This is a genomic window from Marisediminicola sp. UYEF4 (assembly GCF_040546025.1).
Taxonomy (GTDB): domain Bacteria; phylum Actinomycetota; class Actinomycetes; order Actinomycetales; family Microbacteriaceae; genus Marisediminicola.
This window is the reverse complement of sequence record NZ_JBEPNA010000006.1, coordinates 76,166-100,073: the sequence shown is the minus strand read 5'-3', so window position 1 is coordinate 100,073 and position 23,908 is coordinate 76,166. Positions and strand designations below refer to the sequence as shown.

General features: G+C 69.9%; 21 protein-coding genes. 7 read left to right on the top strand and 14 right to left on the bottom strand.

What is annotated here, in order from left to right:
- Positions 1–33: 33 nt before the first annotated feature.
- The 8 genes from ABIB15_RS08170 to ABIB15_RS08135 form a co-directional block, all read right to left on the bottom strand.
- Positions 34–732: a pyridoxine/pyridoxamine 5'-phosphate oxidase gene (locus ABIB15_RS08170; protein WP_354476780.1), complete on the bottom strand. Its 699-nt coding sequence runs from the start codon at positions 730–732 to the stop codon at positions 34–36.
- Complete coding sequence (locus tag ABIB15_RS08165; protein WP_354476778.1) at positions 725–1,516, bottom strand: creatininase family protein; 792 nt, start codon at positions 1,514–1,516, stop codon at positions 725–727. Before ABIB15_RS08165 ends, ABIB15_RS08170 begins: the two co-directional genes overlap by 8 nt.
- Positions 1,513–2,826, bottom strand: coding sequence for an FAD-binding oxidoreductase (locus ABIB15_RS08160; RefSeq protein WP_354476776.1), 1,314 nt, complete (start codon positions 2,824–2,826; stop codon positions 1,513–1,515). Before ABIB15_RS08160 ends, ABIB15_RS08165 begins: the two co-directional genes overlap by 4 nt.
- A 46-nt stretch (positions 2,827–2,872) precedes the next feature.
- A complete protein-coding gene (locus ABIB15_RS08155; protein WP_354476774.1) occupies positions 2,873–3,505 on the bottom strand; it encodes an SDR family oxidoreductase in 633 nt (210 codons plus the stop codon).
- 14 nt (positions 3,506–3,519) lie between these two features.
- Positions 3,520–4,689, bottom strand: a complete 1,170-nt coding sequence (locus tag ABIB15_RS08150; RefSeq protein WP_354476772.1) for a substrate-binding domain-containing protein — start codon at positions 4,687–4,689, stop codon at positions 3,520–3,522.
- 95 nt (positions 4,690–4,784) lie between these two features.
- Positions 4,785–5,657, bottom strand: a complete 873-nt coding sequence (locus ABIB15_RS08145) for an ABC transporter permease (RefSeq protein ID WP_354476770.1) — start codon at positions 5,655–5,657, stop codon at positions 4,785–4,787.
- A complete protein-coding gene (locus ABIB15_RS08140; protein WP_354476768.1) occupies positions 5,654–6,436 on the bottom strand; it encodes an ABC transporter ATP-binding protein in 783 nt (260 codons plus the stop codon). Before ABIB15_RS08140 ends, ABIB15_RS08145 begins: the two co-directional genes overlap by 4 nt.
- Positions 6,433–7,677, bottom strand: a complete 1,245-nt coding sequence (locus tag ABIB15_RS08135; protein WP_354476766.1) for an amidohydrolase family protein — start codon at positions 7,675–7,677, stop codon at positions 6,433–6,435. Before ABIB15_RS08135 ends, ABIB15_RS08140 begins: the two co-directional genes overlap by 4 nt.
- Before the next feature lie 212 nt (positions 7,678–7,889).
- Between ABIB15_RS08135 and ABIB15_RS08130 the strand changes: the two genes are divergently transcribed.
- Positions 7,890–8,525 (top strand): helix-turn-helix domain-containing protein, encoded by a 636-nt coding sequence (locus ABIB15_RS08130; protein ID WP_354476764.1) that lies wholly within the window; start codon positions 7,890–7,892, stop codon positions 8,523–8,525.
- Positions 8,522–9,493 (top strand): PDR/VanB family oxidoreductase, encoded by a 972-nt coding sequence (locus ABIB15_RS08125; protein ID WP_354476762.1) that lies wholly within the window; start codon positions 8,522–8,524, stop codon positions 9,491–9,493. The genes ABIB15_RS08130 and ABIB15_RS08125 overlap by 4 nt, the downstream gene beginning before the upstream one ends.
- A 349-nt stretch (positions 9,494–9,842) precedes the next feature.
- Here ABIB15_RS08125 and ABIB15_RS08120 read toward each other — a convergent pair whose 3' ends face one another.
- The 3 genes from ABIB15_RS08120 to ABIB15_RS08110 all read right to left on the bottom strand — a co-directional run bounded on the left by ABIB15_RS08120 (position 9,843) and on the right by ABIB15_RS08110 (position 14,874).
- On the bottom strand, positions 9,843–11,207 hold the full coding sequence (locus ABIB15_RS08120; RefSeq protein ID WP_354476854.1) for an amidohydrolase family protein: 1,365 nt from the start codon (positions 11,205–11,207) through the stop codon (positions 9,843–9,845).
- An 86-nt stretch (positions 11,208–11,293) separates the two neighbouring features.
- Positions 11,294–14,059, bottom strand: a complete 2,766-nt coding sequence (locus ABIB15_RS08115; protein WP_354476761.1) for a molybdopterin-dependent oxidoreductase — start codon at positions 14,057–14,059, stop codon at positions 11,294–11,296.
- Positions 14,056–14,874, bottom strand: a complete 819-nt coding sequence (locus ABIB15_RS08110; protein WP_354476759.1) for an FAD binding domain-containing protein — start codon at positions 14,872–14,874, stop codon at positions 14,056–14,058. Before ABIB15_RS08110 ends, ABIB15_RS08115 begins: the two co-directional genes overlap by 4 nt.
- A 195-nt stretch (positions 14,875–15,069) precedes the next feature.
- Here ABIB15_RS08110 and ABIB15_RS08105 point away from each other — a divergent pair, with 195 nt between their 5' ends.
- Both ABIB15_RS08105 and ABIB15_RS08100 read left to right on the top strand, forming a co-directional pair.
- Entirely contained in the window at positions 15,070–15,636 is a 567-nt protein-coding gene (locus ABIB15_RS08105; protein ID WP_354476757.1) for a LemA family protein, read from the top strand.
- A 23-nt stretch (positions 15,637–15,659) separates the two neighbouring features.
- The gene (locus ABIB15_RS08100) at positions 15,660–16,547 is read left to right on the top strand and encodes a M48 family metalloprotease (protein ID WP_354476755.1); all 888 of its coding nucleotides are present in this window, start codon (positions 15,660–15,662) and stop codon (positions 16,545–16,547) included.
- Positions 16,548–16,787: 240 nt separating this feature from the next.
- Here the strand turns inward: ABIB15_RS08100 and ABIB15_RS08095 are convergent, their stop codons facing one another.
- Entirely contained in the window at positions 16,788–17,495 is a 708-nt protein-coding gene (locus tag ABIB15_RS08095; RefSeq protein ID WP_354476753.1) for a response regulator, read from the bottom strand.
- Positions 17,492–19,129 carry an ATP-binding protein gene (locus ABIB15_RS08090; protein WP_354476752.1) on the bottom strand — a complete coding sequence of 546 codons (1,638 nt, stop codon included), beginning with the start codon at positions 19,127–19,129 and terminating at the stop codon, positions 17,492–17,494. The genes ABIB15_RS08095 and ABIB15_RS08090 overlap by 4 nt, the downstream gene beginning before the upstream one ends.
- 195 nt (positions 19,130–19,324) lie before the next feature.
- On the opposite strand from ABIB15_RS08090, the gene ABIB15_RS08085 reads away from it, so the two are divergent.
- From ABIB15_RS08085 to ABIB15_RS08075, 3 genes are read left to right on the top strand one after another with little or no spacing between them, the layout of a single operon-like run.
- Positions 19,325–20,335 (top strand): Bug family tripartite tricarboxylate transporter substrate binding protein, encoded by a 1,011-nt coding sequence (locus ABIB15_RS08085; RefSeq protein ID WP_354476751.1) that lies wholly within the window; start codon positions 19,325–19,327, stop codon positions 20,333–20,335.
- Positions 20,336–20,337: 2 nt separating this feature from the next.
- Complete coding sequence (locus ABIB15_RS08080; protein WP_354476750.1) at positions 20,338–20,871, top strand: tripartite tricarboxylate transporter TctB family protein; 534 nt, start codon at positions 20,338–20,340, stop codon at positions 20,869–20,871.
- A 1-nt stretch (position 20,872) separates the two neighbouring features.
- Positions 20,873–22,594: a tripartite tricarboxylate transporter permease gene (locus tag ABIB15_RS08075; protein WP_354476749.1), complete on the top strand. Its 1,722-nt coding sequence runs from the start codon at positions 20,873–20,875 to the stop codon at positions 22,592–22,594.
- A gap of 140 nt (positions 22,595–22,734) precedes the next feature.
- Here the strand turns inward: ABIB15_RS08075 and ABIB15_RS08070 are convergent, their stop codons facing one another.
- A complete protein-coding gene (locus ABIB15_RS08070) occupies positions 22,735–23,865 on the bottom strand; it encodes a hypothetical protein (protein ID WP_354476748.1) in 1,131 nt (376 codons plus the stop codon).
- Positions 23,866–23,908: the final 43 nt, after the last annotated feature.

Below are 23,908 nucleotides of genomic sequence, written 5' to 3'. Positions count from 1 at the left end.
CCGCCGGGCGACCCGGCCAGCTCCGGGCGAGGCTCAGCCGGGCAGACGCTCGAGCGCCCAGCCGTCGCCCGCCCGGGTGTACTCGCGCCGCTCGCTTGCCGTGTCGGGGTTGCTCTGCCAGAAGGCGAGGCGTGTCGGGCGGATCACGAATCCCGTCCAGTTCGACGGCTGGTCGAACTGCTCGCCTGACTCAGCCGCGAACGCCGCCCAGCGCCGTCGTTGCTCGTCCTTCGGCAACTGTGCGAACTGCGCCGTGTTCTGCCAGGCGAGCTGCTGCAGGTACGGCGACCTGGCCCGGTATGCCGACGTGAGTGCCGCCGCCGACACGGGCTCGGCGTGGCCCGCAACAACGAGCTGGCGGGTGAATCCGGGCCAGAGCACGGTGATCACGGCGCGCGGATCGGCGAGCAGCTGGGCGACCTTGCGCGAGTTCGCGTCGGTGTGGAAGCAGAACCCCTCGGGACCGGCCGAGCTCAGCAGCACCGTGCGCGCATCCGGCCAGCCGTCGGTGGCGAGAGTGGACAGCGTGACCTGGGGCCGCTCCGCCTCGTCGTTGCCCGGTAGCCAGGTGAGCGCAAGCGCGACGGGGTCGACAAGCACGGGGTCGACAAGCACGGGGTCGACGGGCGTGGGGTCGACGAGCACGGGGTCGACGAGCACGGGGTCGACGAGCACGGGGTCGACGAGCACGGGGTCGACGAGCTCGGGGCTGGCCCCGCTCGCCTCAGCCATGCGCCGGATCTGTGAAGCTGAACCGCGAGATCTCCCGCAGCGCCTCGACCGACCGGGCCACCGACTCCTCGAACAGCACCGCGCCGGCCTCGGCGGTCGCCGCGGTCGGGTCGCCGATCACGCCGCTCGGACCGAAGTCGTTGCTCATCCAGCCGAACGACACCGGCATGCCGTTGAACCCGATGTACTCCAGCTTCGCGATGTGCTCGGGAACGTTGCGCTCCGCAAGCGACATGTCGACGAGGTCGGGCCGCACGTGCAGCACGAGGGAGGTCTCGCCGTGCCCCGCATGGATGCCGAGGCCGTGCTCGTCGGCGCCCGTGTCGCCGCCGGATCCGGCCCGCTGGATTCCCGCCGGCATCGTGAAGGTCTGCAGTCCGAACCGGCGCCGCAGCTCGCGGTTGGCGACCTGGAGCAGTGCGCCGTTTCCGCCGTGCCCGTTCATGAAGACGAGCTTGCGGGCGGGAGTGGACGCGACCGAGCGGCCGATGTCGACGAGGGTGGCCATGAGGGTCTCCCAGGTCAGCCACATTGTTCCCGGCGCCCAGTGGTGCTCGTCCGACTTCGTGTAGCTCAGCGTTGGCAGCTGCCAGAGGTCGAGGCCGGCTGCGACGCCCCGCTCGACCGCGGCCGTCGCGAGCGACTCGGCGAGGAGCGCGTCCGTCGACAGAGGCAGGTGCGGCCCGTGGTGCTCAATTGCACCGGTCGGGATCACGATGACCGACTCGGCGGTGAGCCGCTCGGTGACCGCGGTGCCGGAGAGCTCGGCGAGCAGGCGTGTCATCGGATCGCTCCCTTGCGGGGACCGGCGTAGTCGAGGTTGAGCTTGCCCGGGTTGAGCAGACCCAGCGGGTCGGTCTCCCGGGCGAGCTCGACCGTGCGCTCGACCTCGAAGTCGACGTTCCACTGGTGCGGGCTGTGCACGCCCACCCCCAGCTCGCCGAGCGCCTCGATGCCCGCGTAGACCTGCTCCGGCGACTCGTAGACGCCCGCGAGCATCCCGATCGGCCCCACATGCTGGGCCTCGATGTGCAGCATCCCGCCGCGGAACACCGCGTGCAGCTCGTCGATGCGGTCGATGAGCGCCTCGCCGCCGACCTCGAGGTGGAAGTAGGTGCCGGGGGAGGTCTTCTGAAGCCACTCGATCGGGTGGTTGTAGGAGAGGGTGCTGATGCGCACGCACGCCTGCGGTCCCTCCCGCACCTCCTCAACGCGTCCGCCGCCGGCCTCGACGATCGCGCGGGCGGCGTCGAGGGAGGCGGTGTCGAGGATCGCGCGCAGGCTCGCGCGCCCCTTCGGGATCGCCGGGTCGTCCGGCAGGGCATCCGCGATCTCCGGCAGGTCGGCCGAGACGAGCCGCGGGGTGGGGGTGAGCGCGCGCATCCCGCGAAGGACGGCGAGCACGTCGTAGAACGTGTCGAAGCTGGCGTAGAAACCGACCCAGTCGTGCACCGGGTCGAGTCGCACCGTCGCCTGGGCGATGATTCCCGCGGTGCCGTAATTGTGCACGTAAGGCTGCGCGTCGTCGCCCTCGACGTGCACGAGTGCGGCGTCGGGGGAGGCGTGCACCACATCGAGGGCCGCGACGAAGCCCTGGTGGTTGGCGCCGTGGACGATCGACCCGGTACCGCCGGACCCGCCGGCGAGGAATCCGCCGATGCTCGACTGCGCCGTCGACGGGTACATCCACAGCTCCTGCCCGGTCTCCCGGGCGGCCTGCTCGAGCGTGACCATCGGCGCTCCGGCCTCGGCGGTGATGTAGCCGTCGCCGACCTCGATGATCGAGCGGGCCTTCGACAGGTCGAGCACGAGCCCGCCCTGCAGCGGGATGCCCTGGCCGTAGTTGCCGGTCCCCTTGCCGCGCGGGGTGATCCCGACCCCGTGCCGAACAGCGGCCGCGACGACGGCGACGATCTCGACCGCGTTCGTCGGGAAGGCGACGATGTCGGCGAGGCCGAGGGGCAGGAGCTCGGTGATGATCGGCGACATCTTCGCGCCGTCGACCGAGGCCTTCTCCCGTGCCCGCAGGTCAATGGACGCGCCGCGCGCGCCCAGAAGTTCGACGAGCTCGGCGTGGAGGTCTTCGACCGACATGTGTGCGCTTCCTTTGCTGGTTGGTGCGGGTGGCCGGCGGTGCGGCTCAGCCCATGTGCATTCCGCCGCAGACGTTGATGGCCTGCCCGGTGAGGTAGTCGGAATCTGGTGAGGCGAGGAACGCGGCGACGCCCGCCACGTCCCGCGGGCTGTCGAGCCTGCCCAGCGGCGAGTAGGTCGACCAGGTCGCCACGTCGTCGTCGGTGCGGGTCGCCGCGCCCATGTCGGTGAGGATGTGGCCCGGGCAGAGCGAGTTGGCGGTAATACAGGATGCCCCGAGCTCGAGGGCGGTGACGCGGGTCAGCGCGATCAGGGCGGCCTTGGATGCGGCATAGTGCGCCTGCCCGGCGCCGCCGGACTTGCCGGCCATGCTTGCGATGTTGATGATCTTGCCCGGCCGATTCGCGGCGATGAGCGACCGCGCCTCGACCGCGCTCGCCGTGGAGGCGGGGTCGGCGAGATCGGCCGGCGCGAAGCATCCGTCCAGCCGCGCGGCAAGGGCGGTCCCGTCGTCCACGAGCCGGTCGAGCACGGCAACCCGGGCGCAATCGGAGGTGAGCCGGATGGCGATCTCGGCGCCGATGCCTCGGGCACCGCCGGTGACCACGACCCGTGTACCGGCCAGTCGCTGCGCGACGGGCTGGGTCGGGTCGGCCGTGGCCACCGGTGATGTCGTCATGGTCGTCGTGCGGGTTACGGCAGGCCGATGGTCTCGTCGATGAACTCGTTGCTCACGAGGTCGTCGACGGTGAGGCCCTCAAGCGGCGGGGTTCCGAGCGCCTCCGCGATCGGCGTCATGATCTCGAGCGTCTCCTGCACCCGCTCGAGGTCGAAGTCACCGAGCGTGTCGTTGCCGGCGTTGCCGACGAGACCGAGGTCGAGCTGCTGCTGCATCGAGAAGTCGGCGACCTCGGGGGAGTAGACCCAGCCGGTGTCGTAGGCCTCGACGAGCTCGACGATCAGGTCGTTCGTCGCCGTCGGTTCCGCGTAGTAGTCGACCGTGGCCTGCTGCATGACGGGCACGAGCAGCTCGAGGCAGGGCGAGAGCTCCTCGAATTCTGCGGACCGAACCGACATGGCGCCGGCGTAGGCGCGCCAGCCGGCGTCGTGGATGAGCTCGAACGCGACGGGCTTGCCCCAGTCGGCGACCTCGTTCTCGTAGATGAACGGCTCGGCGCTCGCGAAGCCCTGCTGCGCGTCGGCGCCCTGGGCGGCGATGAAGTTCGCCGGGGTTCCGTCGTAGCCCCCGTCGACCTGGTCGATCGACAGCTGGCCGTCGGCGATGAAGTACTCCATGTAGGCGGCGCCGCCGAAGTAGCGCACGAAGGCCCCGGTCTCGCCGAGCTCGGAGATGGTCTCGACCTCGGGGTAGGTCTCCGGGTCCCACATGATCATCTGCGGGTTGATGTCGAGGGGGGCCAGAACGGCCTTCGTGGGGAGGTCGGCCGACTGCTGCACCTGGCCGTCCGTTCCCGCGTAGCCGAGGGTGATGGAGGTGTCCTGGTACATCTGGGCGGCGACGGTCTGGAAGCCGATCGCGGGACCGCCCGATCGCACCTCGACGTCGACGCCGGTGTACTCGCCGGCCGCCATGAGCGGGCCGGAGACGGCCTTGAGGTCGGCGTCGACCGTGTACTCCTCGCCGAGGAGGTTGTACTGGGCGCCGTGCTCGGACTCGGGGTTCCAGTCGGTCTGGATGACGACCGTCTCCGGGCATGCCGCGGACAGGTCGATCGCGCCGATCTCAAGGTCTGCGCTCGGTGTCGCCTCGGCGTCGCCTCCCGTCGAGCATCCGGAGAGGGCGACAAGGGCGGCGAATGCGCCGACGGCCGCGAGCGTGCGGCGTTGGGGTGTGCTGGGCATGGTTCTCCTTGGGGATCACTGTGGTGTGCTGCGTGCGGTGTGGGTGCTGGTGCGGTGCTGTGGTGGAGCGAGAGGCGGGACTGCGACGGGAGAGTCTAGGAGGAGGACTCGTACCAGCGGCCGACGGCGAGCTTGCCGATCCAGCCGAAGACGAGGAAGATCACCACACCAAGGAGCGCGGCGACGATGATCGTCGCGTACAGCTCCGGGGTCTGGTTGCGTGAGGCGTAGTTGTTGATCAGGATGCCGAGGCCGGGCTGTCCGCGGCGGAAGAAGAAGTCGCCGACGATCGAGCCGACGACAGCGAGTCCGGCCGAGATGCGCATCCCCGCGAAAATGGCGGGCATCGCGTTCGGGAACTGCAGCTTGGTGAGCACTGTCCAGCGGCTCGCGTGCTGGAGCTGGAACAGTTCCCGCTGGCTCTTCTCCACCGCCTGCAAGCCGAACAGCGTGTTCGACACCATGGGGAAGAGCGAGATGAGAACGCAGACCAAGATCCGCGACTCGAGGCTGTAGCCGAGGGTGATGCCGATGAGCGGCACGAGCGCGAGGATCGGCACGCACTGCAGCACGACGGCGTACGGGAACAGCGACCGCTCCACCCACTTCGCCTGCACCATGAGCACCGCCCAGCCGATGCCGATCACGATCGAGATCGCGAGGCCCGCGAGCGCGACGGTCGTCGACAGCAGCAGACCGCGCAGCAGCTGATCCGTGATCGGGGCGCCAGCATCCGTCGGGAAGAACGAGTCGATGATGATGCGGTGAGGGATCGGCAGCAGGGTGGTGCGCCCGATGCTCGCGAGGTAGATCGCGAGCGCGTACCAACCGGCGATGAGGCCGACGAAGACGAGTGTCGGTGGACCCCAGATGCGGATCGACCGCGTGCCGCTCTTGGCTGCCGGGTTCGCCACCGGCGGGCTGTCGTTCGCGGCCGTCGTTGCCGTCGTGGCGGTCGTGGTGCTCATGAGTGGCCTTCCCGGAGTGCGTGCGACACGTCGCCGCAGAGAGCGGCGAACTCGGGTGTGAATCGGAGGTCGGGGTCGCGCGGGTAGTCGAACGGCACCTCGAACGTGTCGACGATTCGCCCGGGCCTGCCGCTCATCACGACGACCTTGGTGGAGAGGTAGACGGCTTCGGCGACGGAGTGGGTGATGAAGAGCCCGGCGAACTTCTGCTCGGCGAAGATGCGCAGCAGCTCGTCTCCGAGCCGTTCCCGGGTGATCTCGTCGAGGGCGCCGAACGGTTCGTCGAACAGGAACAGCTCCGGGTCGAGGGTGAGGGAGCGGGCGAGGGAGGTGCGCATGCGCATGCCGCCGGACAGCTCCTTGGGCAGGTTCTTCTCGAATCCGGAGAGCCCGACGAGCTCGATCGCGGCACGGGCATTCTCCGCCCGCGTGCGCCGGGGCTGGCCGCCCAGTTCGGCGAGCAGCTCGACGTTCGCCTGCACGGTGCGCCACGGCAGCAGGGTCGCGTCTTGGAAGACGTAGCCTATCCGCGTGGTGCCGAGCGTGGCGGTTCCCTCGCTCGCCGTCTCGAGACCCGACGCGATCCTCAGCAGGGTGCTCTTGCCGCATCCGCTCGGCCCGACGACGGTGACGAACTCGCCGCGGTTGACCGTGAGGTCGACGCCGGAGAGGGCGACCGTGCCGTTCGGGAACTGCATGGCGACATTGCGGAAGTCGAGCAGCGCGTCGGTGTCGACGAGGGGCTTCTCGATCGTGGGTGCGATGGACACGATGGTCATCCCTCCAGGATGGAAACGGGGTGGGCAGCACGGGATGGCGCTGCCGTCTCCGAGCGGACTGTGGTCGATGAAACGAGTCGCCCCGCGTGGATCACGTGCCGGTCGGCGGGAGCAGTCGCGACGGCGTCGGCGAGGCTGGTGCCGCGGACGGCGAGGAACTCGGCGCGCAACCCCGGGGCGGCGCCGGCCTCCGGCAGTGCCATCACCTCGCGGGCTCCCGTGCTGACCGCGGTGTAGGCCTCGTCGATGGTGAGGTGCCCGGCCGCGACGAGCAGCATCGCGGTCTCGAGGGCGTCGCTGCGGCCGAGCGGGTTGAACGGGTCGCGCACGTTGTCGGCGCCGGCGGCGAAGCGTGCGCCGGCATCGATCAGGTCGCGGGCGGCGGTGAGTCCGCGCGGGGCGGAGGAGTCGTGGTCCCACCCCTGCAGATAGAGATTCGTGATCGGATTCGCGATGATGCCGACTCCGCTCACGACGACGTCGGCGATGATGAGCGCTCGCTCGTCGGCCGGCAGGGTGCCGAGGCGCACACAGTGGCCGGCCGACACGTTCTGCGTCCAGTCACGCACGGTGAGCGCGAGCTCGTGGAGGGTCATCGGGCCGTCGAGCGACTCGTCGGTGTGCAGGTCGACGCCGCTGCCGCGCCGCTGCGCGATCGCAAGCAGGCGCTGCAGGTCGATACTCGGGTCGGTCGCGAGGTGCGGGGCGCCGCCGACCAGGTCGAGGCCGAGGTCGAGAGCGGCCTCGATGTGCACGTCCGGCACGTCGGGTCCGGCGAGCACGACGAGCTCGAGGTCGATCAGGCCGGCGAGTTCCCGGCGCACCCTCACAAGGGCGCGGGAGCAGAGCAGCGGGTCGTCGCCGGCAAGGATGTCGACGTGCGAGCGGATCGCGGTCGTCCCCTGGCGCAGCATCTCGAGCGCCTGCGCCCTGGCCCGGTCGGCGACGTCGTCCTCGGTCATGGTGGCGGTGTACTCGCGCCACGACCCGATCGCCGAGAGGAGGTCGCCCATGGGCGGCAGGATGGCATCCCAGGAGCGGGACTTGTCGAGGTGCGCGTGCGGGTCGGCGGTCGCGGTGAGCAGCATGAAACCGGCGAGGTCGAGTTCGTCGGCGCTGCCGGGAGCGGAGCCCGCGGGGAGCACAGTGGAGACCGTGTCGCCGATCATCTCCACATCGACCGTGCGGCCGTCCGGGAGGGTCGCATTCCGCAGCAGCGACAGGGGGCGGGGGAGGTTCAACGGGTCTCCTCGTGTCGGCGTGTGCCTTCGGCCGCGATCCGACCGGAAATGTTGATGGACTCAACATCGGCGAATCTACGCACGACTCATTTCGTTTATGTGTCGCGCTCATTCCCGCCGCGTAAACAGCGCGGCGGGCTTCGCTGCCGTAGCCGGGAGCGCGGCTCCGGGCGGGACTTTCGCCCGGCTTGCACACCCTATAGTCAGAGGCCATGGAGACTGAGCACAGCACCGCCGCGGAGCTTCTCGGGCGGTACATCCGCGGGGTGCGGCGATCCCGCGCGCTCACCCTCGTGCAGTTGGCGGCGCTCGCCGACCTGTCGCATCCGTTCCTCTCCCAACTCGAGCGGGGCCGCGCCCGGCCGAGCATGACGTCGCTCGAGAAGATTGCGCGAGCACTCGGCAGCAGCCAGCTCGAGCTCATCGCCGGCGCCGCGGACCTGTCCAGACAGATCGCGCCCACCGCGCCCACCCTCGTCCGCGCCGACGAGGGCGATCGCGGCCCCTATAGCCGCGGAGAGGCGCGGCTTCTCGTGCACGGGGAGCGGGCGTTCCACCCGATGGCATTCGAGGCCAGCAACGTCGATCCGGGCGAGTTGCACATCCACGACGAGGATGAGTTCCTGCACGTCTCGGCAGGTCCCTGCACGGTCGACCTCGGTCCGGAGGGCATCCATGAACTAGAGACCGGCGACTCGATCTACTATGTCGGAGGCACCCCGCACCGGTGGTTCTCGCGCACCGGCAGCCGCTACCGCCTGTTTATCGTGAAGCAGCATTTTCCGCTCCGTGACCTCGGCAGCGTGTGGGACCCGGCCCTCATGGTCGAACTGGAGGACGCGAAGTGAGCTTTTTCAGCGACGTCGAACGCGGCTGCGTTCTCGATCGGCGGGAGGATGTCGCGTCGGGGGTCGTCGCCATCGACCTCGTCGCGGTCAACGGCCGCGACCTGCCGCCGTGGAGCGCCGGCTCCCACATCGACCTGATACTCACCGCCCCGGACGGCACCGCGATCGAGCGGCAGTACTCGCTCTGCGGCGACCCGGACGACCGGTCCCGGTACCGGGTGGCGGTGCTGCGGGAGCCCGACGGCAGGGGAGGCTCCGACGTCGTCCACGACGGCCTTGCCGTCGGCGATGCCGTGCGCATCCGCGGCCCGCGCAACCACTTCGCCTTCGCGCCGTCTGGCCCGGTGGTGTTCGTCGCCGGCGGGATCGGCATCACCCCGTTCCTGTCGATGGCGAGGTCCGCGGATGCAGCCGGCGTCGACTTCTCCCTCGTCTACGCGGGCCGGTCCCGCCGCACGATGGCGTTCGCCGATGCCCTCGAGGCGGAGTACGGCGACCGCGTGCGGATCCACGCCGCCGACGAGGGCGACCGGCTCGACCTGGCGGCACTCGTCGCATCGCTCCGCGAGACCACTGCTGTCTACTGCTGCGGGCCGTCGCGCCTGCTCGATGCCGTCGAGGAGGCAGCATCCGCCCGGCCCGCCGCGCTGCTGCACGTCGAGCGCTTCGAGGCGAAGGAGTTCGGGGAGCCGGTCTGGCAGCAGCCGTTCGAGGTCGAGCTCGCCCTGTCGGGACTGACCCTCGAGGTGCCGCTGGGCCGCTCGATCCTCGAGGTTGTCGAGGAGAACGGCATCCTCGTGGTCTCCTCGTGTCGGAAGGGAACCTGCGGCACCTGCGAGACGCCGGTGCTCGAGGGCGAGATCGAGCATCGCGACTCGATCCTCACCCCGGACGAGCAGGCCGGCGGCGACACGATGATGATCTGTGTCTCCCGCGCCGCCTGCCCGCGGCTCGTGCTGGACCTCTAGCTTTCATCATTCAGGAGTGGTGGGGTGATGAGGGCTGGATGACCGGCCCACGCGCTGTCATTATTCAGGAGTGGGGGAGTGATCCGGCCGGCGTGACCGCTCCGCTCGCTTTCACCATTCAGGAGTGGTGGGGCGGCTTCCGCCGACATCTCTTGTGTTTTGCCGCCGGTGGCTCCCGGATGCCCGTCTTTGCGGGGCTCGGATCCCGCAGCATCCGGGTCGCGGTCCAGTTCTGTGCACAGAGCCGCGTCGCCGCACCAGCTACTCCTGAATGATGAATGTGACCTGCCGGGTCGCGGCAGCGCCCACTCCTGAATAATGAAAGCGACCTGGGCCACCGCGGCAGTGACTACTCCTGAATAATGAAAGGGCGGCGGATGCGGTCGCGCAGCCGACCCGCGATGGCCCGCTCATCGACGCCGTCGCCAAGACCGTAGGTCGCCCCCACGAGCCGCCCGTCGCGCACGACCACACGACCGCGCACGACGACATGCCGCGGGCGCCGGCCGGGTGAGGCCCAGAGCAGCCCCGCGATCGGGTCGGCCACCCCGGCATCCGAGACACCGGAGACGTCCCACACGCACAGGTCGGCGGCGGCCCCGACCCGCAGGTGGCCGAGCTCGCTGCGGCCGAGTCCGGCGGCCGAGCCGGCGGTCGCCATGCCGAGCACGGTGCGCGCGGACAGCGGCGGCCCGACGAGCGGCGCGACCTGCATCGCGAGCCGCGCGTCGGCGAGCAGGTGTCCCGCGTCGTTGCTGCCGCCGCCGCTCGTGCCGAGGCCGACCGCAACACCCGCGGCCTGCAGGGCGGCAACGGGCGCGATTCCCCAGCCCATCGGCAGGTCGCATCCCGGCGCGTGGGTCGCCGTGGCGCCGGATGCCGCGATCCGGGAGATCTCCGCTGCGGTCACGTCACACAGGTGGGCGAGGGTCACGTCAGCGGCGAGCCAGCCCCACTCCTCGAGCAGCTCGAGCGGGCGCCGGCCGTAGCGTTCGAGCGCGACGGCGACGTCGACCTGCTCGTTCGACTGGGTGCGGCGGGCGAGTCCCAGCCGGGCGGCGACCTCGCCGAGCAGCCGGAACGTCTCCGGCGCGTCGCTGTGCACCCCGGCCGGGCCGACCGCGAGCTGCAGCATCCCGTCGGCGCTGATCCCGCCCGGCCTGCCGGGAACGAGGTCGCCGGCGATGGCCTCGGCCGACGCGGCAGCCTGCTCCGGGTCGTCCCGCGCCGTCCCGCGCACGAAGACCAGGCGCGCCCCGAGCTCGCGGGCCGCCGCGACCGTCCCGCGGGCCATCGAGACCGAGTCGCATCCGGCCGGCCAGGTCAGGTGGTGGTCGGCGACCGTTGTGACGCCAGAGAGCAGGCTCTCGGCGAGGCCGACGGATGCCGCGGCGTGGCACAGTTCCGGGTCTATGCCGATCCGCGCATATTCTGCGGCCATGGTCGGGAGCCACTCCGACATCGGCACGCCGCGGGTGCCGGGGAGGGTGCGGAACGCGCTCTGCAGCAGGTGGTGGTGCGCGTTCACCAGCCCGGGTGTGACGACGCATCCGCTCGCGTCGAGCGTCTCGCCTGCGGGGCGGAGGGAGCCGGCTGGCTCGAGCCGCTCGCTCCCATCGGACCCGACGACGACGCCCCCGTCGAGATGGATGTCGCCGGATGACTCCGTCTTGTCGTCGACGAGAATAGCGGCAGCGCCGGTGATGGTGAGCATGCTCACTTCTAACACCTCCATGTGTCGCGCGCGTGACGGCGCGGGCACCGCAGGCCGGGGAAGCGGTGAGCCGCAGGTCCGCAGCCTCAGCCGTGAAGCATCCGCCAGACCCGGTCGCGCGACATCGGCAGCTCCACCGGACGCAGCCCGATCGCATCCCGCACCGCGTTCGCGAGCGCGGGTGCGACGGGGTTGTACGGCGCCTCGCTCATCGACTTCGCGCCGATCGGGCCGTGCGCGTCGACGGTGTCGGCGAAATACACCTCGGTGTGCGGTACATCGGCGAACTGCGGCAGGTGGTAGTTGCGAATCTCGGGGTTGAGCACGCGGCCCTCGCCATCGAGCCGCATCTCCTCGTAGAGCGCGGTGCCGATCGCTTGGGCTGTGCCGCCCTCGACCTGGCCGCGCAGCTGCTCCGGGTTGATCACGACGCCGGCATCCGCCGCCTGGATCGACTGCAGGATGCGCACCTCGCCGGTCGCGGTGTCGACCGCGACCCGGAACGCGTGCACGTTGAACGCGACCGAGCGCGGGCTGCCGTCGTCACTACCCGTTGCCGTCCACTCGGATGCCGCGGTCGGCGCGAACAGCTCCGCGAAGGTCACGAGGCGGTCGCCGACCGCGACGCCGCGCTCGCTCAGCTCTGCGGCACCACCGGCGCCGACGAGCACCGCCGCCCCCTCGAGCAACCGTGCCCGCAGCGCGCTGGCGGCCACGAGGATCGCCTTACCCGCCACGACGGTGCCCGCCGAGCCGAACGCGCCCGTGTCGTGCGCCACGATGTCAGTGTCGGACTGCCGCATCGCGATCCGCTCGACCCGCGTGTTCATCGCGCTCGCCAGAAGCTGGGTGTGCGCGGTCGTCGTGCCGCTGCCGAAGTCGGCGGTCCCGACCCCAACCGAGTAGGTGCCGGAGGCATCCACCGACAGGGTCACGTCGGCGAAGTGCCCGCGGGGCGGCAGTGTCGCGATCATCGCGACGCCCATGCCGGTGCCGACCCGCCAACTGTCGCCAGCCGGCGGCTGCACGCCGTTGCCGCGGGCGAGGGCCGCCTCGGCAAGGTCGAGGCACTGGTCGAGGCCGTAGCTGCCGTAGAGCAGGTCGCTCTCCTCGTCGGGGTCGGTCACGACCATCGGGTCGCCGGGCACGATCACGTTGCGGCGGTGGAACTCGAACGGGTCGATGCCCAGCTCGCGGGCGAGCTCGTCCATCGCCGACTCGACGGCGAAGATGATCTGGCCGAGCCCGTAGCCGCGGAACGCCCCGGACGGCAGGTTGTTCGTGTAGACCGAGCGGGCGTCGACGCGCTTGTTGGCGCAGCGGTAGATGCTGAGCGACTCGTTGCAGCCGTGGAACATGACGCCGGGTCCGTGGTTGCCGTAGGCGCCCGTGTCGGCGAGAACGTCGACGTCGATCGCCGTGAGCGCCCCCTCGGCATCCGCCGCGACGGCCACCCGGATGCGCATCGGATGCCGGGTCGGCGCGATCGTGAACTCGTCGGCGCGGCTGAACTCGTACTGCACCGGGCGGCCGGTCTTCTGCATCGCGAGCAGCACGATGTCCTCGGTGAGCAGCTCCTGCTTGCCGCCGAAACCGCCGCCGACGCGCGCGGTGATGACCCGCAGCTGCGAGCGATGCAGCCCGAAGATGTGGCAGAGCTCGTCGCGCACCAGATACGGCACCTGCGAGCTGGTGCGCAGCACAATGCGGCCCAGCTCGTCGAACCAGCCCCTCGTCGCGTGCGTCTCGAGCGCCACGTGGGTCACCCGCTGTGTGCGCCAGGTGCCGCGCACGACGGCGTGGCCGGCGGTCAGTGCCGCGGCGACGTCGCCCATCTCGCCGTGCAGCTCGGCGACGAGGTTCGCCGCCGGATCGGCGAGCCCGGACTCGGCGCCCTTCTCGCCGTGCAGCAGCGGGCTGCCGGGCGCGGTGGCGAGCTCCGGGTCGAAGTTCGCGGGCAGCTGCTCATAGTCGACGGCGATCAGGCGGCAGGCGGCCTCGGCGATCGCGAGGGTATCCGCGACGACCGCCGCGACCCGCTGGCCACGGAACCGCGCAACGGTGTCGAGCACGCGCGTGTCGTCGGGGTCGTCGGTGCGGTTCTGGTGCCGTCCGGTCGAGAACAGCACATCGGGGGAGTCGAGGTGGGTCAGCACCGCGTGCACGCCGGGAAGGGCGCACGCCGCGGCCGTGTCGATCGACCGGATGCCCGCATGCGGATGCGGGCTGCCGAGCACGCTCAGGTGCAGCAGGCCAGGGGTGGCAAGGTCAAGAGTGAACGGCTCGACGCCGCGCACGATCCGCTCCCCGGCCGGGGCCGGCACCGACTTGCCGATCGAGGTGCCCGCGAGTGGCCGCTCGACGTTGGTGCGGCCGCAGAGGGCGTCGCCGATCGCGCGGTAGCCCGTGCAGCGGCACAGATTGCCCTTCATCAGCCGGGGCAGGTCGCCGTGCGCCTCGCCGGACAGCTGCCCCTCGGTGAAGGTCGATGCCGTCACGACCATGCCGGGGGTGCAGAAGCCGCACTGGAACGCGGCGCCGTCGACGAAGGCCTGCTGCACCGGATGCAGGTGCCCGGCCTCGCCGCGCCCCGCCGTGCCCGGGTCGGTGGCGGTCGCGCCGATCGTGGCGAGACCGTCGGCGGTCGTCACACGGCGGCCCTCGATCCGCGCGGCCGGGTAGATGCAGGAGTGCATCGGAACCCCGTCGACGAGCACGGAGCAGGCGCCGCAGTCGCCGGCATCGCAGCCCTTCTTGACCTCGAAGTGCTCCTGGTCGCGCAGCAGCGATCTCAGGCTCTGCCCGGCGGCCGGAAATGTCTCCACCGGCATGCCGTTGACCTCGAACCTCATGCCGTGACCGCCAATTCTGCGCGTAGCTGCTCGGCCAGATGCGCGCTCATAGCCCGACGCCAGTCGGGAGCCCCGTGGGCGTCGTCGTACCAGTTGTCGATGCCGTGCACCCTGCTCGCGAGCTCGGCGGCGGTCGGCAGGGCGTCAAAGCGCAGCTGCACCGGCCGGTCGGTGCCGCCCGAGACCGTCACGGCGACGGCGCCGTCGGTGTCGAGGCGGGCGATGACGACGGTGCCGGAGCGGCCGAGGGGTGACAGGGCGATCTTGCGGAATCCGGTGCGGGAGGCGAGGGTGCGGGTCGGGATCTCGATTGAGCGAAGCACCTCACCGGGCTGAAGCACCGTCGACTCCACCCCCGTCACGAAGTCGAGCACGCTCACGCGCCGATCCCGTCCGTCCGGCATCCAGACCACGGCGTCGGCGTCGAGCGCGGCGCCGAGCGACGTCATCGGTCCGGCGGGGAGGGCGAGGCAGATGTTGCCGCCGACAGTGGCGGCGTGCCACACCTTGAACGAGCCGAGCAGGGCCGTGCAGCACTGCCGGAAGAGGGGCACGGCGGCCCAGCCGGTCGCGGCCGCGGAGAGCTCGAAGCGGCTCAGCTCGGTGAACGTGCAGGTCGCGGCGATCGACAGCCCGGACTCGGTGACCTCGATCGGGGCCCACCCCATGGTGGTGAGGTCGACGAGCCCGGTGAGGTGGTTCTGGGGTTCTGAGAAGAGCCACGAGCCGCCGCCGAGGATCGCCTCGCCCGGTGCGAGGGCAAGGTCGGCGCGCTCGCGCGGCTGGCGGATCGCCGCGACGGTGTTCAGGTCCACGCGACTCCTTCTGCCAGCATCCGGCGCGCGGTTGAATCGGGCTCGGGTTTACCGCGGTGCATAGTGCGATAGTAAATCCCAGCTCTGTGTCGCTCATGTAAACGCCCCCGCGACACCCGCGGGCGGGGCGGGAATCGCGGCGGGTCCAGCAAACGTCCGGCCAACATTCGGCAGACCGCCGTTATAGTTGCGCATATGGAAATCCTGATCGTTGTCGGCATCATTGTGCTCCTTGCCGTCATCGCCGGCATCTACCTGTGGTCGACCTACAACTCTCTCGTCGCGCTCAACGTGCGTGTCGACGAAGCGTGGAGCGACATCACCGTTCAGCTCAAGCGCCGGGCAGACCTGCTGCCCAACCTCATCGAAGCGGTGAAGGGATACGCGGCGCACGAGAAGGGCGTCTTCGAGGCCGTCACCAAGGCCAGAGCCGAGACCCTGCAGGCGCAGGGACCGGCGGATGCCTCCGCGGCCGAGAACCACATGCAATCCGCACTCAAGAGCATCTTCGCCGTCGCCGAGGCCTACCCGCAGCTGCAGGCCAGCCAGAACTTTCTCCACCTGCAGGGCGAGCTCGTCGACACCGAGGACAAGATCCAGGCCTCTCGCCGGTTCTACAACGGTGGCGTGCGCGAGCTGAACACCAAGATCAAGCAGTTCCCGAACACCCTCTTCGTGCGCAGCCTCGGATTCACCGAGCGCGACTTCTTCGAGGTTGCCAACCCTGCCGCGATCGCGGAGCCCCCGCGCGTGCAGTTCTGACCGGCGAGTAGTCGAAAGATCCGATGTACAGGGCAATTGCCGCGAACAAGCGGAACACCATATTCATCATCGCGCTCTTTCTGGTCATCATTGGCGCGCTCGGGCTTGTCGCGAACTACATGTACAGCCCCAGCGGCTCGTACTCGATCTTCATCGGCACCGTCGTCGGCGCGCTCATCTACGTCGTCATCCAGTACTTCGCCGCGAGCGGCCAGGCCGTCGCCCTGAGCGGGGCGAAGCAGATCGAGAAGCGCGACAACCCCAGGCTGTACCGCACCGTCGAGAACCTCGCGATCACGACCGGGATGCCGATGCCGAAGGTCTACATCATCGACGATCCCGCCCCCAACGCGTTCGCGGCCGGACGCGACCCCAAGCACGCGGTCGTCGCGGCGACCACGGGACTGCTTGACCTGATGGACGACTCCGAGCTCGAAGGGGTCATGGCGCACGAGATGGGGCACGTACAGAACTACGACATCCGGGTCACGACGATCGTCTTCGGCCTCGTCGTCGCGATCGGCTTCCTCGCCGACATCCTGCTGCGGATGAGCTTCTTCTCCCGCGGCGGCCGCAACAACAACAGCAACGTGGTCTTCCTCGTGCTCGGGCTCGCCGCGATGATCGTCGCACCCATCGTGGCGACGGCCGTGCAGGCGGCCGTGTCACGCCAGCGCGAGTACCTTGCGGACGCGACGGGGGCGCTGACCACCCGGCATCCGGATGCCCTCGCGAGCGCCCTCGAGAAGCTCGGCGCGTACGGGCGGCCGATGCAGAAGCAGAATTCGACGATGGCGCACATGTGGATCGCCGACCCCACCAAGCCCGGCATCATCGACCGCATGTTCAGCACGCATCCGCCGATCGCCGAGCGCGCGAAGCGCCTGCGCGAGAGCGGCCTGCGCTTCTAGCCGTTCGGTAAGTCTCGACGGTGTGCTCGTGCACTCCTCGGGGTGGGATGTCGCGAAAGTCGGAAATCCCGGCGGATGCGGCGGGCGTGGCGCCGAACATGACTGGCGTTGGGCGTTTCGCCGCCGCAGCCGACACCCGCACTCCGACTTTCGCGACAGCCTGTGCCCCCCTGTCCGCGAGTTGCCCATATAGGTCGGGTTCCGGCGCGGTGAGGCCGCATAAGTGGGCGAGTGGCGGGGCTACGGGGTCGTCGCGCTGTCCGCCAGACGGTAGCGGCTCGACGGACGGCCCGCTGTGCCATAGTCGAGCGCACGCTCGGCCCGCCGGGTGAGCACGAGGTGCTCGAGGTAGCGGCGGCTGCTGACCCGGGAGATGCCGACGATCGCCCCGATTTCGGTCGCGGAGGAATTCGGGGCCTCGAGAAGCGCCCGCGCGGTCGCCGCGAGGGTCTCCGCGCTGAGTCCCTTCGGCAGTGGCAGCGGCCGGCGCATCGCCCCGGTCATGAGCGAGTCGATGTCGTTCTGGTCGAGCCCTGCGTTCGGCGTCGTGCGTGAGAGCAGGGTGCGATCCCGCACGATGTCGTCGAGGCGTGATCGCAGGTCGGCGGCGGTGAACGGCTTCACGAGGTAGTGCCGCACGCCGGCGACCCGGGCGCGCCGCACACTCTCGGCATCCCGCGCGGCCGTCACGGCGATGAATTCGGGCTGCGTATGATGCGTCGCTCGGATCTCCCGCAACACCTCGAGGCCCGACATGCCGGGCAGGTAGAAGTCGAGGAGCACGAGGTCGGGGCTGTGCTCGGCGATCGTGTCGACTGCGAGCGGGCCGGTTGCCGCGGTCGCGACGACCTCGAATGCCGGATGCGCCTCCACGAACCGCTCGTGCAGCGCCGCGACAGCGAAGTCGTCGTCAACGATGACGACGCGCAGGCGCGTTCCCGCGCTCACCGGGTCGACCTCTCGAGCTCGGTCGCCCCGCGCGCGCCCAGCGGCAGACGCACGGTGAAGCACGCGCCACCGAGCGTCGACCGGCCCACGCTCACCTGCCCGCCATGGCGCCGGACGACCCGGCGGACCAGCGCGAGCCCGATTCCCCGACGGTGCAGCCGCCGGTCGCCCTCGCCGAGGTCGGGCAGCTTCGAGCTGACTCCCTCGACGAAGACACTGTCGTACAGCTCCGGTGAGATCCCGGGGCCGTCGTCCTCGACGGTGATGATGAGGTCGTCGCCTCCCGTCGCGAGGCTGAGACGCACTCGGTCGCCGGCCGAGCAGGCCTCGAGTGCGTTGTCGACGAGGTTGCCGATGACCGTCACGAGGTCGCCGCCCGCGAGCGCTGCCGCATCGCGGTCGCCGAGCTCGTCCACGACCTGCGAATCGCGGATCTCGAGCGAGATCCCGAGCTCGCGCGCCTGGCTCGACTTGACCATGAGCAGCGCGGCCAGTTCGGCGTTGTCGACGACGCTGTCGTCCCCGGCGATACCGAGCGGCCCGCCGCGCCCGGCGCGCTCGACGAACGCGCGCGCATCCTCGACCCGGCCGAGCTCGAGCAGGCCCGAGACGACGTGCAGCTTGTTGGCGAACTCGTGCGCCTGCGCCCGGAGACCGTCGGTGAGCGACTGGGCGCCGTCCATCTGGCGCAGCAGCGCGTGCAGCTCGGTGTGGTCGCGGATCAGCAGTGTCGCCCCGACCGTGCGGCCGTCGAGCTCGGTGCCGGTGCTGCGGGCGACGAGGATGCGTTCTCCCGCAAGCACGAGCTGGCCCTCTGGCTCGCCCCGTTCGAGCACCTCGACGAGCGCCTGCTCGAGAGCCTCGGCGGCGGGTCGACCGGCGAGTGCGCCGATGTCGACACCGAGCAGGGCGAGCGCGGCGTCGTTGACGAGCGTGATCCGGCCGCCCTCATCGACGTTGACGATCCCTTCGCTGAGGCCGTGCAGCATCGTCTCGCGCGAGCCGACGAGCGACGCGATCTCCTTCGGCTCGAGGCGGTAGATGCGCCGCCGGATGATCGAGGTGACCCAGGCCGATCCGAACAGCCCCAGCAGCACCGAACCTCCGAGGGCGATCAGCAGCCAGTTCAGGTCGCCCATGAATTCCTCGCGCAGCGACGACTCAAGGATCCCCACCGAGACGGTTCCGACGATCTCGTCATCGAGACCGTAGAGCGGCACCTTCACCCGCCACGACTCGCCGAGCGTGCCGGTCTGGGTGCCCACCCACATCTCGCCGGAGAGCGGCGCGGAGGGGTCGGTCGAGACGAGCTCGCCGACACGGTCGGGGTTCGGATGCGAGTAGCGGATGCCGTTCTCGTCGGTCACGACGACGTACGTGACGTTGGAGGCGGTGCGGATCACCTCGGCGATCGGCTGGATGATCGCCGCCGGATCGGGAGTGTCGAAGGCATCGAGGATCGCGGGAAGCCGAGCGACAGACTGCGCGACGCCGATCATCCGGTCGAGGTACGCCTCACGCAGATGCCGCTCCTGGAGTGCGCCGGCGACAATTCCGGTTCCGACGACGGTCGTGAAGATGATCAACGCCTGCAACAGCAGGAGTTGAAGACGCAGCGACATCGACTGGACCACCCCTCAAGTGTGCACCCCGTGGCGACTGCCCGGTTCTCCCGATCGACATCGCGAGTAGCGGCCAATAGTTACGAAAGCCGTCTCCTAGTTACAAAAGCCCCTTCCGTCCACCGCGCGGGACTCGCCATCTCTAGCGTTGACGCACACAGCACGTTCACAGCCCGCGATGACGCGGGCACTCAATGAGGAGTACACATGCGTTCGCTTGGCATCATCGTTTTCGCGGGGGTCACGGCCCTCACCCTCGCATCCTGCAGTTCGACGCCGGCCCCGACGGAAGCCCCGACCGAGGACGACGCGGCGGTCTCGGTCTCCGAGGTCCAGATCATCGTTCCGGCCGATCCGGGCGGCGGTTGGGACCAGACCGGCCGAGCCGTCTCGCAGATCCTCACGTCCGAGGGCATCGTCGACTCCGCGGCGGTGACCAACATCGGCGGCGCCGGAGGCACCGTCGGCCTCGCCTCCCTCGCCAACGAGACCGACCCCTTCACCCTCATGGTGACCGGGCTTGTCATGGTGGGCGCGGTCGAGACCAACGCGGCGGCGAACCGCATAGAGGACACCACGCCGATCGCGCGGCTGACGGAGGAGGCGCTGGTTGTCGTCGTCCCGGAGGCCTCGCCGTACGAGACCCTCGAAGACCTTGTCGACGCCATCGTCGAAACCGGCCAGGACGTCACGGTGACAGGCGGTTCCGCCGGCGGCGCCGACCACATCCTCGCCGGCCTCCTCCTCGAGGAGGCCGGACTGACCGACGACGAGATCTCCACCAAGCTCAACTACATCCCAAACTCGGGCGGAGGCGAGGCCGTCACGCTGCTCCTCGGCAACAACGTCTCCGCCGGCATCTCCGGCGTCGGTGAATTCGTCGAGCACATCGAGGCGGGCACGATGCGCGCGCTCGCCGTGTCGTCGGAGGAACCGGTCGAGCTGCTGCCCGACACTCCGACCATCACCGAGGCCGGCTACGACGTCGTGCTGACAAACTGGCGCGGGCTGCTCGCCCCCGGCGGAATTTCGGACGCCGAGCGTGACGCCCTCATCGACGTCGCGACTCAGCTGCAGGACACAGAGACGTGGGCCACCGAACTCGACACGCGCGGCTGGAGCGACGCGTTCCTCGCCGGCGACGAGTTCGACGAGTACCTCACCGGCAACATCGACGAGGTCACCGCGACGCTGCGCAACATCGGCCTGGTCGACTGACCATGGTGCAGACCGTGCGTCCGGCGACGGCGCAGAGGATCGGCGAGGTCGTCTTCGCGGCGCTCGCGCTCGGCCTCGGGCTATTCGTCCTCATCGGGGCGGGGGCGATCCGGGTTCCGGGCGCCGGAAGCACGGTCGGCCCCCGGGTGTTCCCCTACCTGGTCAGCATCATCCTGATCGCCTCGGCGGCCATGGTGCTCGTCGACCTGTGGCGGGGACACCTGGGGCCCCAGGAGGAGTCGGAAGACGCCGACCCCAACGCCAGGACCGACTGGATCACGCTGGCGAAGCTCGTGGCTTTCGTCGTCGCGCACATCGTGCTGATCCCGCTTCTCGGCTGGCCGATCGCCGCGGCGATCCTGTTCGGCGGCGTCGCCTGGTCGCTCGGGGCGAAGAGGTGGTGGGTCGCGCTGCTCGTCGGCCTCGCACTCAGCCTCACCGTGCAGGTCGTCTTCGGCGGCCTCCTCGGGCTCTCGCTTCCCCTCGGACCCGTGCTGGGGTTCCTCCAACCACTCATCGCACTCCTCAGAGGCTGACATGGAAAACATCGAACTGCTCATGGAGGGCTTCGCCACCGCCTTGCGGTGGGAGTACCTCATCTACGCCTTCCTCGGCGTGCTCGTCGGCACCGCAGTCGGCGTGCTGCCGGGCATCGGCCCGGCGATGACCGTCGCCCTCCTGCTCCCGCTCACCTACACGCTCGACCCCACCGCGGCGCTCATCACCTTCGCCGGCATCTACTACGGCGGAATGTACGGCGGCTCGACCACCAGCATCCTGCTCAACACCCCGGGGGAGTCCGCCTCGATCGTCACGGCGCTCGAGGGCAATAAGATGGCGAAGCTCGGGCGGGGGGCCGCGGCCCTCGCGACGGCGGCGCTCGGCTCGTTCGTCGCGGGAACCGTCGCGACAATCGGCCTCACCCTGCTCGCCCCGACGATCGCGGCGCTCGCCGTGAACCTCGCGCCGGCCGACTATGTGGCGCTCATGGTCATCGCGTTCATCACGGTCGGCGCCCTGCTCGGCTCCTCGGTGTCGCGCGGCCTCACCTCCCTCGGTATCGGCCTGTTCCTGGGCCTCGTCGGCACCGAGATCCTCTCCGGCCAGCAGCGCTACACGTTCGGGCTGCTGCCGCTCGCCGACGGCATCGACGTCGTGCTCGTCGCGGTCGGCCTGTTCGCGGTCGGCGAGACCTTCTACGTCGCCTCGCGGATGCGCCATGGGCCGGTCTCGCTCATCCCGATCACCAAGGGCTGGCGCAACTGGATGACCCGCGAGGACTGGCGCCGTTCATGGAAGCCGTGGCTGCGCGGCACGGCGATCGGGTTCCCGATCGGCACCATCCCCGCGGGCGGGGCGGACGTCGCGACGTTCCTGTCGTATGCCGCGGAGAAGAAGCTCAGCAAGCACAAGAACGAGTTCGGGCGCGGCGCCATCGAGGGCGTCGCCGGACCGGAGTCGGCGAACAACGCCGCCGCAGCCGGAGTACTCGTGCCGCTGCTCACCCTGGGGCTGCCGACGACCGCGACGGCCGCGATTATCCTCTCGGCGTTCCAGTCGTACGGCATCCAGCCCGGCCCGCAGCTGTTCCAGAACCAGTCGGGCCTGGTCTGGGCGCTCATCGCCAGTCTTTACATCGGCAACGTGATGCTGCTCGTGCTGAACCTGCCGCTCGTCGGCATCTGGGTCAAGCTCCTGCAGATCCCTCGCCCGTACCTGTACGCCGGTATCCTCACCTTCGCCGCGCTCGGCGCGTTCGCGGTCAACTTCTCGACGATCGACATCGTGATCCTCCTCATCGTCGGGGTGCTCGGATACTTCCTCCGGCGCTTCGGATACCCGGTCGCGCCTCTCGTCATCGGCCTCATCCTCGGGCCCATGGCCGAGGCGCAGCTGCGACGTGCGCTGCAGCTCAGCCAAGGAGACCTGACCGCGCTCGTGACGCGCCCGTTCGCGCTGGCCTGCTACGTGTCGCTCGCGGTCATCATCCTGCTCGGACTCTGGCTGAAGCGCCGGCAGAGCCGGCTGGAACGGGCGCTCGAGTCGGCGTTCGAGGCCGAGACCTCGGTGTCGGCAGCGGTCGACCACATGTGGGAGCCCGGCGACCGCCCGACCGACGTCCACACGACCGAGATCGAGGCGATCCGCGTCGAGCAGGAGCAGCGGGCGGATGCTGCGGGGCGGGCGGATGCTGTGGGGCGCACCACCTCCGCGAAGGGCGCCGACCGGCCGAAGCGCACCCCACGTCGCCTCCGGTAGCCCCGGAGCACCGGTAGCGCGGTACCCTTACCCGCGAGTTGCCCGCATGTGTCGTGTTCGGGCTCGTGGAGGCGACGTAACTGGGCGGCTCGCGAGGGTGAGGCCGGCCCACCCCTCCGCCGCTGACGTCGCGCGCGACGTCAGCCGCGGATGGACTCGACGACTTTGGCGGCCAGTTGCTCGAGCACCGCGGGCTTGTCGGCGTCGTCGCGGCTCAGCGCGATCTGGATCCAGTTGTGACCGACGATCAGGTCCAGGGCGCAGTCACCCGTCGACGCCGGGCAGTCGAGCCAGGCCGCGTCGTCGGGGAGCAGCCCCGGTACCGCGACGGCCTCGTACGATCCCGGCCGCTGCTGCTCCATCCATGCCCACTCGCCGCCCGGCAACCAGGAGACGAACACGCCGGCCGGCTCCTCCGGGGAATGCGCCCAGAAGCACGGTGAGCCACCCGAGTTCGCCCAGGACGCCGCGACCAGGCTCGCTCCACCATCCATCCCGTCGAAGTACACGGGCAGGCCGATGATGGCCGCCGCGTCCGCCGGAGACACGAACTGGGCGCACTCGCTGCTCAGGGGGATAGTGCCGGTCGGCGGCGACCATTCCGCCGACGAGGCGGGCGCTGCGGACAGCGCCGCGACGAACTCGTCGTAGAGGCGCCTCGTCACGGCCTCGGCGTTCGAGCCGTCCCCGATCACCGAGGCGGCGGCCTGGAGCTCGAGCTCGACCCAGTCGTCCGCCACGAGAGCGTTGATGAGACACGAGGTCGGTTCGGCGGTCTCGCCGCAGTAGGCCTGCTCTGCGCCCTCGACGCTGTAGTAGTCGCTGAAGTACTGCCAGCGGTCCTCGGCGCCGGGAAGCACGCGGAGCGTCACACCGACATAGCGCGGATTCGGTCCGAAGTTCGCGATGATCGGTTCGCCATTGCTCCATTCGCATTCGATCCCGCCGAGTTGCCGGAGGGCGAAGCGCAGCGGTCCGTCGCTCCCGCTGAGGTAGATGTTCTCGACGACCTCGAGAGCGGCCACCGGCACCGCGAACCCGGAGGCGAGAGACGCCGTCGAGAGGAGCTCGGCACAGCTCGCGTCGACGTAGGGCAGCGGCGCGGCGATCCGTTCGACCGCACTCGGACTTGGGCTCGGAGTCGGACTCGGTTCCGCCGCGGGGGATGCCGACGGCGACACACCCGCCGGCGTCGCGCACCCGGTCGCGGCAGCGGATACGGCGAGGATGATCGCGAGGGCACGGATCGCACGGAACGGAACGGTGGGCATGTTCGAAGGCTATGGGCACAAACCTCCTTTTGATTGTTGAGAA

What these genes read in the sequence shown, in the direction of transcription:
- ABIB15_RS08170 (WP_354476780.1), bottom strand. Translation starts at nt 732, where the DNA reads ATGGCTGAGGCGAGCGGGGCCAGCCCCGAGCTCGTCGACCCCGTGCTC.
- ABIB15_RS08165 (WP_354476778.1), bottom strand. Translation starts at nt 1,516, where the DNA reads ATGACACGCCTGCTCGCCGAGCTCTCCGGCACCGCGGTCACCGAGCGG.
- ABIB15_RS08160 (WP_354476776.1), bottom strand. Translation starts at nt 2,826, where the DNA reads ATGTCGGTCGAAGACCTCCACGCCGAGCTCGTCGAACTTCTGGGCGCG.
- ABIB15_RS08155 (WP_354476774.1), bottom strand. Translation starts at nt 3,505, where the DNA reads ATGACGACATCACCGGTGGCCACGGCCGACCCGACCCAGCCCGTCGCG.
- ABIB15_RS08150 (WP_354476772.1), bottom strand. Translation starts at nt 4,689, where the DNA reads ATGCCCAGCACACCCCAACGCCGCACGCTCGCGGCCGTCGGCGCATTC.
- ABIB15_RS08145 (WP_354476770.1), bottom strand. Translation starts at nt 5,657, where the DNA reads ATGAGCACCACGACCGCCACGACGGCAACGACGGCCGCGAACGACAGC.
- ABIB15_RS08140 (WP_354476768.1), bottom strand. Translation starts at nt 6,436, where the DNA reads ATGACCATCGTGTCCATCGCACCCACGATCGAGAAGCCCCTCGTCGAC.
- ABIB15_RS08130 (WP_354476764.1), top strand. Translation starts at nt 7,890, where the DNA reads ATGGAGACTGAGCACAGCACCGCCGCGGAGCTTCTCGGGCGGTACATC.
- ABIB15_RS08120 (WP_354476854.1), bottom strand. Translation starts at nt 11,207, where the DNA reads ATGCTCACCATCACCGGCGCTGCCGCTATTCTCGTCGACGACAAGACG.
- ABIB15_RS08115 (WP_354476761.1), bottom strand. Translation starts at nt 14,059, where the DNA reads ATGAGGTTCGAGGTCAACGGCATGCCGGTGGAGACATTTCCGGCCGCC.
- ABIB15_RS08105 (WP_354476757.1), top strand. Translation starts at nt 15,070, where the DNA reads ATGGAAATCCTGATCGTTGTCGGCATCATTGTGCTCCTTGCCGTCATC.
- ABIB15_RS08100 (WP_354476755.1), top strand. Translation starts at nt 15,660, where the DNA reads ATGTACAGGGCAATTGCCGCGAACAAGCGGAACACCATATTCATCATC.
- ABIB15_RS08085 (WP_354476751.1), top strand. Translation starts at nt 19,325, where the DNA reads ATGCGTTCGCTTGGCATCATCGTTTTCGCGGGGGTCACGGCCCTCACC.
- ABIB15_RS08080 (WP_354476750.1), top strand. Translation starts at nt 20,338, where the DNA reads ATGGTGCAGACCGTGCGTCCGGCGACGGCGCAGAGGATCGGCGAGGTC.
- ABIB15_RS08075 (WP_354476749.1), top strand. Translation starts at nt 20,873, where the DNA reads ATGGAAAACATCGAACTGCTCATGGAGGGCTTCGCCACCGCCTTGCGG.
- ABIB15_RS08070 (WP_354476748.1), bottom strand. Translation starts at nt 23,865, where the DNA reads ATGCCCACCGTTCCGTTCCGTGCGATCCGTGCCCTCGCGATCATCCTC.